The organism is Pararhodospirillum oryzae (assembly GCF_007992075.1).
Lineage (GTDB): Bacteria > Pseudomonadota > Alphaproteobacteria > Rhodospirillales > Rhodospirillaceae > Pararhodospirillum > Pararhodospirillum oryzae.
On the sequence record NZ_BJZO01000050.1, the window covers coordinates 20,918 to 32,062 of the forward strand.

An 11,145-nucleotide genomic window follows, 5' to 3' on the forward strand; every position below is an offset into this window, starting at 1 on the left:
CAATCGCCGGTTGCAGTGTTTCTATCCACGCCCCCGCGTGGGGGGCGACGCCAGGATGTCGATCCTGGCGACCAAGATCGCCGCGTTTCTATCCACGCCCCCGCGTGGGGGGCGACCACAGGTCTGGAGTGTATAGTAGGTATTACGCACAAGTTTCTATCCACGCCCCCGCGTGGGGGGCGACACAGAGACACCCATCCTCCGGCGATAAACGCCTCGTTTCTATCCACGCCCCCGCGTGGGGGGCGACGGCGCGGCGAAAAGACCGGACAGCACGGTCCCCAGGTTTCTATCCACGCCCCCGCGTGGGGGGCGACATGACCGCCCGCCGGCGGGCGTAGGGCACGAGCAAGTTTCTATCCACGCCCCCGCGTGGGGGGCGACCAGTGACTCTAAGCGTGACTCAACGTGTGCCGCCGTTTCTATCCACGCCCCCGCGTGGGGGGCGACCGCCATCTGGGCGTACAGATCAACAACGCCTTGCGTGTTTCTATCCACGCCCCCGCGTGGGGGGCGACCTGCGGCATGGCCGGAGTCGGAATCGCCAGAAAGTTTCTATCCACGCCCCCGCGTGGGGGGCGACCACCGGCGCCAATTCATCGGCGGATCTGCGATCGTTTCTATCCACGCCCCCGCGTGGGGGGCGACTTTCGCGTCGGCGGCGGCGTCGTACAGCACGGGCGTTTCTATCCACGCCCCCGCGTGGGGGGCGACCAACACCCTTGGCCCGCAACTGGCCGAGATCCACGTTTCTATCCACGCCCCCGCGTGGGGGGCGACGAGACCAGGCTGTGGCCGTCGGTGGCCACGCCACGTTTCTATCCACGCCCCCGCGTGGGGGGCGACGTGTCCCTAGTGTCCCCGGCCAATCTACCGATGAAGTTTCTATCCACGCCCCCGCGTGGGGGGCGACTGCAACGCCTGGCCAACGTCGTCGGGCGAAATCGCTGGTTTCTATCCACGCCCCCGCGTGGGGGGCGACGCGTCGTCTGAATATTCTGCAGGGTACGCGGCGTGGTTTCTATCCACGCCCCCGCGTGGGGGGCGACCGATCTTGACGACTACTTACAGTCGTTGCTTATGTTTCTATCCACGCCCCCGCGTGGGGGGCGACCTCGCCAAACCCGCCCGGGCGTCCCGCTCCCACGTTTCTATCCACGCCCCCGCGTGGGGGGCGACCATGTCGGGCGACGATCCTGTCAAAGTCGGCTCGCGTTTCTATCCACGCCCCCGCGTGGGGGGCGACTATGAGTTTTTGGGGCAGGAAGGACCCGCGAACGGGTTTCTATCCACGCCCCCGCGTGGGGGGCGACACAGCAACCCGACGGGGCGCCCTTGCGTGGCCTCGTTTCTATCCACGCCCCCGCGTGGGGGGCGACCCCGCAGCGGATCGGCCGACGCCGACCTATCGGGCGTTTCTATCCACGCCCCCGCGTGGGGGGCGACCACGTCTGCCCGAGCGCGGATTCAAGGCCGCGCTGTTTCTATCCACGCCCCCGCGTGGGGGGCGACGGCCGGTTTATAGCATGTTGGGGGTGTTGAGAAAAGTTGAACGGGAGTGCGAACCGGGAGGAGAAAGGGGCGCCGGGGAGGCTCCTCGACGAAAGCGTGTGTTTATTTCCCATGAAAACAAGGCGATAGACTTGGTGCGAACCTCCCCGGGAATTCGGGGCCACTTCCGGTTCGCACCAGGGGTCGAGGGGGTCATAAGATCAGTGGGCCGTTGAGGTCGACGGCCGGCTTCGCGCCGACGTGCTCAACCCGGCGTTCCCAGTTTGCCCCCAAATGGTAGTACCGCAGGCTGTCGCTCTTGGGGTCGAGGATCGATTCCAGGCGGGCCTTCAGGGCCACCCATTGGGCCGGATCCACCTCGATCTCAAACACGGAAAGCTGCACCCGCTGGCCGAAGTCCTGGCAGGCTTTCGACACCTGGCGCAGGCGGCGCCGGCCGGCCGTGTCCACCGTGCTCACGTCGTAGGTGACCAAAATCATCATGACGGCGCCTCCTATTTCCAAAGCCAGGGCGGATAGGCATCGAGGTCGCCGCGCAGGTGGCGGGCCAGCAGCAGGGCTTGCAGGAAGGGCACCAGACCATGGGGCGCGGTTTCCTCCAGGAACGGGTGGCGGCGCTCCTCCTTTTTGCGTTCCTGCCACGCGGTCAGCACGGTGCGCCGGCCGTCGTCGCCCAGGAATACCGCGCCCCCGTCCTGGGTCACGAAATCCCGGGCGGTCAACTGACGCCGGTTGATCAGGCTGAGCGCCAGGCGGTCGGCCAGGATCGGGCGCAGTTCCTCCATCAGGTCCAGGGCCAAGCTGGGGCGGCCCGGGCGCTCGCGGTGCAGGAAACCCACCATGGGGTCCAGCCCCACGCTTTCCGCCGCCGCCCGGCAGTCGTGGGTGAGCAAGGTGTAGAGGAACGACAGCACGGCGTTGACCGGATCGGGGGGCGGGCGGCGCTTGCGGCCCGTGAAGGCAAAGGCCGGATCATCCCCCCGGATCAGCAGCCCGAACACGCCGAAGTACGTGGCCGCCGCCTCGCCCTCCAGGCCGCGCAGCACGTCGAGCCCGCCGTTTTCATGCTCCACGCGGCGCGCCAGGTGGGCGAGGCGTTCGATCGCCGCCCCCAGGGCCGTTCGCGCGTCGGGCGCCAGGGTGTCGCCGTGGTCGCGCCCGGCCCGGTGAAGCACCGCGCGTTGGTTGATGATCTTGCCCAGCAGGATCGACCGCGCGATCTCGTCGGGCTGCTCCGAGCGCGCGTACTGGGCCCGGCGCAATAGCACGTTGCCGGTCACCGGGCCTTCGATGCGGGCCTGGAACCGCCCCACCCGGTCCAGCAACACCATGGTGATGCCGTGGCTCGCGCACGCTTCCATCAGGGCCGGCGACAGGAAGATGCCGCCAAACACCACCAGGGCGCCCAGCTTGTGCAGGGGCACCCGGCCCTTCAGCGTGCCCTCCACCTCGACGACCAGGTTTTCGCCGTCCTTGCGCAGGCCGGCGCCTTCGGTGGTCACGTACACGGTGTTCAGAAGCTGTTTCATGGGGGCGTCTCGTCGTCACCGTCGGGAGAATCCAGCCGGGCGGCCAGGGTGCGCGCCCGCCACGCCAGGGCCGAGGTCGCCCCGGCCTTGGGCCGGCACAGCTCGATCAGCGAGCACGCCCGGCAGCGCCCGGTGCGGGAAGGGGCGGGCGGCGTTGCCTGGGTTTCGAACAGGCGGCGCAGGGCCCGGAGGGTATCCAGGGTCAAGGCGCGCAGTTCGGGGGTGAAGGCCACCGGGAGGCGGTGGCGGGTTTCGCCGTAATACACCGCCCCCTCGGGCACCGGCAGGCCGGTCATCTCCTCCAGGCACAGGGCCTGTGCGCACAGCTGCACGGTATCGGCGGCGTGGGGCTTGGGCTTGCCCCGTTTGATCTCGACCGGATAGGGGGTCTCGGACCCCGCCGGGGCGGACCCTGCGGGGGTAGACCCCGCCGGGGCGCGGTGGAACTCGACCACGTCGGCCACCCCCTCCAGCCCCAGGCGCATCGACACCAAAGGCAGCGCCGTGACCCGGCGCACCCCCCGGCGCGCCCGCGCGTCGGGGATGTCCACGGTGATGTGAAGCTGATGGCCCTCGGCCGTGAAGCGGTTTTCCGCCCAGGCCTGTTCCAGGTGAATCAGGGCCGCCTGACGCAGGCAATACACGGCGTGTTGCAGGGCCGCGATCGGAACCATCCACCGCCCGGCCGCGTCCCCGGGGGCGGAGCCTTCCGGGGGAGAGGGATTCTCCCCCGAGGGTCGGGGACCCTTCGCGAAGGGCGGGGGCGGGGTCACAGCCGCTCGATCATCTCGACCCCCTCGGGCAGGGCGTCGCGATCGAGGGTGATGGCGTAGTCGGTGAACGAGCGGGCCGGGGGCAGGGTCTCCAGACCGGGATCGCCCAGGGCGCGCCACGCGCCCGCCACCTGCCGGCCGACCCGCACCCGTTCAAACAAGGTGTGGGCAGGGGCGTTGCCCAGGGCGCAGGCGTGCTTGAACACGATCAGCTTGCGCACCGTCATTTCGCCCCGGGCAGCCGAGCGGTCGTGTTCAAACATGTTCTCCACCGCCGTCAGCAACAGGTCCAGGTCGGCGTCGGAAAACCCGGTGCGTTCCGCCAGCTTGGCCGAGACGAAGCCGTGGGCCCGGTACAGGGCATAGGGCACGATGTACTTGCGCCCCATGGTGCGGTGATCGGTGCGTTCGTCGCCCTTGTCGGGATCGGCTTCCGAGCGCTGGGATTTCTGCCAGTCGCTTTTCTCCTTTTCGGTGGTCGCGGCCATGCGGGTGATGCTGATTTCCTGGGGCACGATCGGCTCTTGCGAGGTGGCGAACGACAATTGCACCGGCCCGCGCACCTGTCCGCAGTTGATGCCCGTGCTCATCACCGCGCCGAAGGTGCGCACGTCATAAAAGTTCTGGCACATGAAGGCGCGCAATTGGGCCGCCTCGGCATCGTCCTTGGGCTGAAGGGATTTATTGGTCGCGTTCTTGGGGTCGCCGGGGCGCAGGGCCTCGTAGGCGGTGCGGTGCACGTCGTTGAGCAGCGCCCCTTCCTGCACATAGATATGGAACCCATCCGTCCCTTCCCGGGCCAGATCCACGTAGTTGCGGATCTTGCGTTTCAGGCACACGTCGGTGACCAGGCCGCGATTGGTTTCCGGGTCGAGGCGGGGCAGGTTGCCGGCGTCGGGATCGCCGTTCGGGTTGCCGTTCAACACATCGAACAAAACCACGAAGTCATGGCGCTGGGTTAACGCGGTCATGGGGTGGGCTCCTTTTCGTCGGCGGCAGCGGGGGCGGAATCGTCGGAGGGGTCGGCGGCGGCCGTTTCCTTGGGCGGACGCAAGACCGCGCGCTGGTGGTAGTAGCCCAGCGCGAACAGCGCCTGCTGCTCGGCGGACAGCGAGGCCGGGAAGGGATCGTTGTTGGGGCTCATGGGATTCAGGATGGCGGCGATCGCCTTTTCCAGGTTGACCCGCCGGCCGGGCGAGCGCTTGCCGATCTTGGACAGGTGCGCGACCGATCCCCGGTCGAGCAGGCTGAACACCTTGCGCGGCTGGGCGGACGCGCTGGCATAGAACTTGTCCTTGATGGTTGCGTTCAGCGACCAGCCGAGGGCATCGCCTTGAATGACCTCGTAAACGGCGAACAGCCGCCCTAGCAGGTAGCCTTTGTTGGTGTTGTCCGGGTCCAGTGCCACGGGAGCCTCCGTGCAGCCAAGGTTGCGGATGACCAGCGCCTTCAACAGTCCCACCCGCACCGCGTTGATCGTGCCATCGGCGCGGATCCGCAGGAGCAGGGTGGTCAGCAGGGGGTGGGGGTAGGCCCCCCCGGTCAGCAGGGCGCGCAGGAAGGCGCCGGCCAGGGTGTTGGGGATGTTGTCGCGCTTGCCCTGAACGGCGGTTTCCTGCAACACCCGCCACAAGGGCGGATGAGCGGGGCGGGGCGGTGGCTCCAGCGCGGTTTCCTGGTGGTAGCGCTGGAAGTGGGCCGCGAGGTGGCCGAAGTCGTCTTCCAGCCAGAAGCGCACCACCACCCGCGCCGCGTTGGGGGCGAGGCCCAGCACGAAAAAGCGCACGCCTTCACTCAGCGCGGGCGCGACCTCGGCCAGGGGGCGGCCCTCGCGCATCCGCTCCAGGATTTCGCCGACCTTGGTTTCCTCGTGGGGGAGGTTCACGGGGTCGATCATGGCGAAAAACACGCCCTCGGCCTGTTCGGCGTCGGCCGGGTCGGCGGCGTCGGCCCAGAACACGGTCGAGGCATCGCCCAGTTGCACCCGGTTGCGGCTGTCGGGGGCCAGGAAGGCGTTGAGCATTCCCGTGTAGGCAAAGGCGGCCTGCTCCGAGATCTGGGCGTTGTCGCCCTGGGCATGGCCGTAGGATTCAAAGGCTTCCTTGTTGTAGGACACCAGCGACACGCCCGAGGTCTGGCCGCCCCACACGCCCTTGATCGCGGGATGCAGGCGGGCGACGCGCTCGCGCGTGCCGCTGATCGGGCACACCGCCACCTCGGCCTGGGCGTCGGCTTGCAGGCGGGCCCACACGGCCCGGGCGGCCTCGCGGTCGTGCACGCACACGTCGTTCAGACGCTCGTGTTCCAGGGCGAAAACAATGTTCTGGTCCTTCATCGCCTCGGGCCAGCCCAGGCGGGTGAAATCGTCGGGGCTCCAGGCGCGCAGGAAGGCAACCAGGGCCTGCAAGCCCTCGTCCGGGATGTCGGCCAGCCCTTCCAGATGGCGGGTGACGAAGGCTTTGTGCTCGTCGGGGAGGCGCTTCACCCGCTTGGCCTCGGTGGCAGCCGTCACCCCCAGCACATAGGCGCTTTTGTCCCACAGGAAGTTGGGGGCGATGCCCGAGGTTCGCTTGAGGGCTTGCGGCACCACAAAAGGTCGGCCGGCCAGGGTGCGCCCCTGGGGCTGGCGCAGGTCGTGGGGCAGGCCGGCCACGCTGCCATCGGGATTGAGCGCGATCAGGAAGCCGATCTTTTCGGTGGAATAGCCGAACGGCGGCATGCGGCGTCGGCCGTGGGCCTGCGCCAGGGCGGCGAGCGGGGTCATTGGCGGATCTCCCGCGAGCCCGGCGGCGGCACCCGCACCACGCCGTTTTCAAGCTGAGCGCGAAAGAACATCGAGCTGCGATCGCCCGCGTGATGGATGTCCCACAGCATGAAGCCGAGGTCGCGGCTTTCGGGATGGGCGGAGGGCAGGGGGGCGCCGGGCTCGATCAGCTCGAAGCGGGCCGGAAACTCGCGCACTCCCAGGCAAGGCTGGTGAAAGCACTGCCCGCGTCGCGCGCGACGCTGGAAGATGTCCAGGTGCTTGCCCGCGTTGTCGTCGGCGCCGGCCCGGGGGGTCAGGTCAAAGTGCGCCTCGATCACATAGGCGACGTCCAGCAGGATGGTGGAGGTGCGTTGCTGGCGGTCTTCGTCCACCTTCAGCCCCAGGCCCTCCAGCGTGCCCCGGCGCAGCGCCGTGCGTGCCTTGGCCACCGGGATTTTCGATCCCACCTCGTTGCAGCGCACGGTCATGTGGCGGATGGGCTTCAACACGTGGATGGCGTCGATCACCCAGGCAATCGCCGGTTTCCAGTGAATGGCCTCGATGATGCCCCGCGCCGCCGAGGGCGTGGGCACGTCATACGTCATCCGTTCGGATTTAAGCTCCGGGCGTGTGAAACAGGCGTGATCGCCCCACACCCGCAATCGAATGCCTTGTGTCATGGCCGGCGTTCTCCTTTGCCGGGAAAAATCCGTAGTCCATTTGCAATGTCATACTGTTTCGATCCTCCCTTTCCCGGGACTGCCCTGGGAAAGGGACCCGCGAAGACGCGCCGCGTGGCGTCAGCATCCCGGAAGGGCGTCTTTTTGCGCCAATCTTGAATGCGATTAAAATGCACTTCAAAAACGAGGATGTGACGATGATCCATTTCTGTCAAGATCTTTTAGTATAACATTTCTAATAAAGATATTTTCGGCCCAACTGAGCAACCGGACGCCCCCTTGTGAGGGCGGGGTCCGGGGAAGCCCCGCTTCCCCGGTCGGGGGTGTGGGGGCGGAAAGCCCCCACCGTGACCTTGGACCCCGTTTCTAGAAGATCGTCTCTTCCATCCCCAGGGTGCCGGCTTCTTCCCACAGCAACCCAAGATCGGGGGAATAGAGCGCATCGGTGCGCAGGACCGGGAACTGGTCGGCGAACCGCTTTTCGTGCTCGAAGGTCACGTCACCACTGGTGCGCAGGCGGCCGGCATCGGCGGGGGGAACCTGAACGATGAAGGGTTGCAACAGGCGCTGGGCGAGGCCGGGGCGGGGAACCGGGCCTTCCAGGCATTCGCGCAGAATGCGGGCCACCTGGGGGTCGCGGGCGATGATCACCGGCTGCAACCGTTTTTCGATCATCTGGAACTTCTCGGCCGCCTTTCGATAGCTGCACAGGGGCCCCGAGGCATTGGCCTGGAAACAGCCCAGGATTTCGTGTTTGTCCAGGGCGTCCGGACCCCGGTTCCAATACACCTCACGGAAATACTCGTTGAGGGCCTCGGGGCTGAAGGGATCCTTGTGCTTGTCCAGGATCCGCTGACAGATTTCGGCGAGACGCTCGATCTCGCGGGGCGGGGCGTGATCGGGGGTGCTGAACACCGTGACCACGCTGTCGTCCACCGGCCGCTTGCCCTCGCGGTTGCAGCGGCCCGCCGCCTGAGCCAGTTGGTCCAGCCCGGCCAAGGCGCGCCACACCCGGGGGAAATCCAGATCCACCCCGGCTTCCACCAACGACGTGGCGATCAGCCGGCAGGGACGGCCTTCCTTCAGGGCCTCGCGCACGGTGGCCAGCACGGCGCGGCGATCGGCCGCGCACTGACGGGTGCTGAGATGGACCACGCCCTCCAGGCCGGCGCCCCGGGCGGCCCGGGTCAGGGAAAGGGCGTGCTGGCGGGAATTGACAATCACCAGGGCCTGGGGCGCCGTTTCCAGGGCCCGGACCAGGGCGTCGTCGTTCAGGGGGCCCCCCTGCTCAAGGTGGACCCGCCCCAGTTTCCGGGCCAGGGCGGCCGGGTCGGGGGCCAGCTCGCGCCCCTCCAGATCCAGGGCCCAGATACCCCCGGCCCGGAAGCTCGCACGGTCCAGGGCCGGCTGGGTCGCCGTGCACAACACCACCGAAACCTTGTAGGAATGGGCCAGCTCATCCATCGCGGCAACGCACGGGCGCAGCAGGTCAAGGGGCAGGGTTTGCGCCTCGTCGATCACAATCACGCTGTGCGCCAGGTTGTGGAGTTTGCGACACCGCGAGGGGCGGTTCGCGAACAGGCTTTCAAACAACTGCACCGTGGTGGTGACAATCACCGGATACGCCCAATCCTCCATGGCCAGGCGCAGCTTGTCGCGCTGCTCGTGCCGGGCGAAAGCCTCGGTATCCAGCGCGCTGTGATGCTCCAGCACCTTGTCCGCCCCCAGAACCTCGCGAAAAATCGCCGCCGTCTGGTCGATGATCGAGGTGAAGGGCAGGGCGTAAATCACGCGCCGGTGGCCGTGGCGCCGCGCGTGATCCAACGCGAACCCCAGCGACGCCAGGGTCTTGCCGCCGCCGGTGGGCACGCTGAGCGTGAACAGGCCCGGATCCAGGGCGGCTTGCGCCCGTGCATGGGTCAGAATCGCGGCGCGTGCCTCGTTGACCGGGCCGGGCGCGGCCGCGTCTTGCAGCTTTTTCAAGTGGGCATCGAAGCGCGCGATCAGGGCATCCAGAACCGGCGCCAGTGCCCCGTCCTCGCGCGCGATCGGGGTGCCGGCGGCTTTGGCATAGAACGCCTCGGTATCGCGATAATCCGCGTCAACCACGCACGAAAACAGCATCCGCCCCAGGAACCCCAGTTGAAACGGGAGGTGTCCCTTGTCCGACCGAAGAGGAAGGGAGGGCGCGAGAGAGCTGGTCTCCGGGGTGATCTCGGCTTGCCAGACCGGATCCAGAGCCTCGGCGGACCAGTCCTTCAAGCGCTCGCTCAAGGCGTTGATGTCGGGCAGGCCCCCGTGGTGCCCGGCAATGACATACGCCAGCAAGGCCGCGATCATCGGATCCCAGCCACTGAGCGGGCTTCCCGGCACCAGGGCCCGCACCAGCGCCGCCCCGGCCCGGGCATGATCGAACGAAACCGTCGATCCCCGCAGCCGCGCCCCGAAACGCGGATCGTACTTGCCCAGATCATGCAACAAAGCCCCCAGGGCGGCGGCGCGCTGCCCCCCGAACGGCTCGGCGAAACCCGCCGCCAACCGGGCGGCCTTGCTCAAATGCTCGGCCAGCGGTTGCCAGTCCGTGGTGTCGATGGTGTCTGGAAGGCTGTGGGCGTAGTGCATGGAAAACCTCCCGAAAATGGAAGCTAGGGGGCGCAAGGGTACATGGGGACGCGTTTGGGGTGCAAAATAAAATTATTATAAAAAGCGAGGGAGCAAAGGGGCGGAAAGTGGAACGTGAAGGGCTGCGCCCTTTGGGGGCGGCCGCCCCCAAACCCCCGCCTGGGGAAGCAGGCTTCCCCAGACCCCGGACAATAAAATCTCCATCCCTTCCTCGTTTTGAGGGAAGCGGGATGTGTGACGTGTCTCGTTGTTCAAGATTATTCATTTTGCGTGCCCGTGACTCGCCAAGGGAATGGGGTCCGGGGTGCGCCAGGGTAAGGCGCGTGTTTTGAGCGGGTGAGAATCCCGTCCGTGCGCTGGTAGCGACAGGGTGCGGAACCGAGTCCTTGGGCCGTCTTCGGCGACGGAGCCGGTTAAGCGTAGGACAGGGGTGTGCAGGCCGTAACGCCAGTGAACCGATGGAGCCTCGAAAATTCGCGCGGGAGCCGACCACGTCCTGACGATGGGAAGGCCCGGGCTGAACCGGCGATAGGCTGCAAATGCCATGCGAGCCGGGGAGTGTCCCGCCGGGGTCCAAGAGGACGGCATGTACGCAAAGGGAGACACGACGCAACCTGGGAGACCTCGTCGTCTCCGCCGGGAAGTGGCCCGGCGGTAACCGGAAGCAAGGGCAACCGAAGCGACGGTGACGGACGGCGAGGAGTCGGAGGCGGTCATAGTACCGAGGAAGCCGGGTAATGCCGGTGGAGGGAAGGGCCGCCGGGTTTTGTGACCTGCTGGAAGGAAACACATGACTGGGCTCAGAACCGGAACGGATGTGTCCCCGGAACTCCAGCGGGTGGCGTTCAAAGCGAAGCAGGACAAACGGGTACGATTGACGTCGCTGGCCCATTTGCTGACGCCCGATTTTCTGAAGACCACCTTCAGGAAGCTGAACCGGCACGCGGCGCCTGGCCTGGATGGCGTGACGATGGAAGCGTTCGGGGCGACCCTGGACGACGAGATCGAACGCCTCTGTCGGGAGCTACGCGCCGGGTGCTATCGGGCATCACTGGTCCATCGGGTTTACATTCCCAAAGCGAACGGCAAGCTCCGCCCGCTGGGTCGGGCACGTCCGGTTCTGCGAGGGGGGGCGGCCAGTAATGGCCGTCCCTCCCTCACCGGGCCGCGGCCCCAAGGGACGAAGTCCCCCGAACCCCAGCCCCCTACGCCTTCCCCTCCACCGGCCGGCGGGAGAGCCAGCGGCGGGCCCGGCCCCAGGGGGAGGGGGCGGGCGTGGGGGG

Annotated in this window: 7 protein-coding genes and 1 CRISPR repeat array (1 of these 8 running past the window's edge); all 7 genes read right to left on the bottom strand. The window is 67.3% G+C overall.

The features are described from left to right. A CRISPR array of direct repeats spans positions 1–1,512; the repeat unit is 32 nt; unit sequence GTTTCTATCCACGCCCCCGCGTGGGGGGCGAC (it extends 3,182 nt beyond the left edge of the window). Between the two features lie 192 nt (positions 1,513–1,704). Further along, the gene (gene cas2, locus ROR02_RS09935; protein ID WP_170245061.1) at positions 1,705–1,995 is read right to left on the bottom strand and encodes a CRISPR-associated endonuclease Cas2; all 291 of its coding nucleotides are present in this window, start codon (positions 1,993–1,995) and stop codon (positions 1,705–1,707) included. 11 nt (positions 1,996–2,006) lie between these two features. Beyond that, positions 2,007–3,041: a type I-C CRISPR-associated endonuclease Cas1c gene (gene cas1c, locus ROR02_RS09940; protein WP_147163869.1), complete on the bottom strand. Its 1,035-nt coding sequence runs from the start codon at positions 3,039–3,041 to the stop codon at positions 2,007–2,009. Continuing rightward, the gene (cas4, locus tag ROR02_RS09945) at positions 3,038–3,715 is read right to left on the bottom strand and encodes a CRISPR-associated protein Cas4 (RefSeq protein ID WP_147163870.1); all 678 of its coding nucleotides are present in this window, start codon (positions 3,713–3,715) and stop codon (positions 3,038–3,040) included. The genes cas1c and cas4 overlap by 4 nt, the downstream gene beginning before the upstream one ends. A gap of 95 nt (positions 3,716–3,810) precedes the next feature. Then, positions 3,811–4,785 carry a type I-C CRISPR-associated protein Cas7/Csd2 gene (gene cas7c / locus ROR02_RS09950; RefSeq protein ID WP_147163871.1) on the bottom strand — a complete coding sequence of 325 codons (975 nt, stop codon included), beginning with the start codon at positions 4,783–4,785 and terminating at the stop codon, positions 3,811–3,813. After that, positions 4,782–6,578, bottom strand: a complete 1,797-nt coding sequence (gene cas8c / locus ROR02_RS09955; protein WP_147163872.1) for a type I-C CRISPR-associated protein Cas8c/Csd1 — start codon at positions 6,576–6,578, stop codon at positions 4,782–4,784. The genes cas7c and cas8c overlap by 4 nt, the downstream gene beginning before the upstream one ends. After that, positions 6,575–7,240 carry a type I-C CRISPR-associated protein Cas5c gene (cas5c, locus tag ROR02_RS09960; protein ID WP_147163873.1) on the bottom strand — a complete coding sequence of 222 codons (666 nt, stop codon included), beginning with the start codon at positions 7,238–7,240 and terminating at the stop codon, positions 6,575–6,577. Before cas5c ends, cas8c begins: the two co-directional genes overlap by 4 nt. 366 nt (positions 7,241–7,606) lie before the next feature. Then, positions 7,607–9,862, bottom strand: a complete 2,256-nt coding sequence (locus ROR02_RS17415) for a CRISPR-associated endonuclease Cas3'' (protein WP_147163874.1) — start codon at positions 9,860–9,862, stop codon at positions 7,607–7,609. Positions 9,863–11,145: the final 1,283 nt, after the last annotated feature.

Bases quoted from the DNA above. Each gene is read 5' to 3' on its own strand.
- cas2 (WP_170245061.1), bottom strand. From the start codon at position 1,995: ATGATGATTTTGGTCACCTACGACGTGAGCACGGTGGACACGGCCGGC.
- cas1c (WP_147163869.1), bottom strand. From the start codon at position 3,041: ATGAAACAGCTTCTGAACACCGTGTACGTGACCACCGAAGGCGCCGGC.
- cas4 (WP_147163870.1), bottom strand. From the start codon at position 3,715: ATGGTTCCGATCGCGGCCCTGCAACACGCCGTGTATTGCCTGCGTCAG.
- cas7c (WP_147163871.1), bottom strand. From the start codon at position 4,785: ATGACCGCGTTAACCCAGCGCCATGACTTCGTGGTTTTGTTCGATGTG.
- cas8c (WP_147163872.1), bottom strand. From the start codon at position 6,578: ATGACCCCGCTCGCCGCCCTGGCGCAGGCCCACGGCCGACGCCGCATG.
- cas5c (WP_147163873.1), bottom strand. From the start codon at position 7,240: ATGACACAAGGCATTCGATTGCGGGTGTGGGGCGATCACGCCTGTTTC.
- ROR02_RS17415 (WP_147163874.1), bottom strand. From the start codon at position 9,862: ATGCACTACGCCCACAGCCTTCCAGACACCATCGACACCACGGACTGG.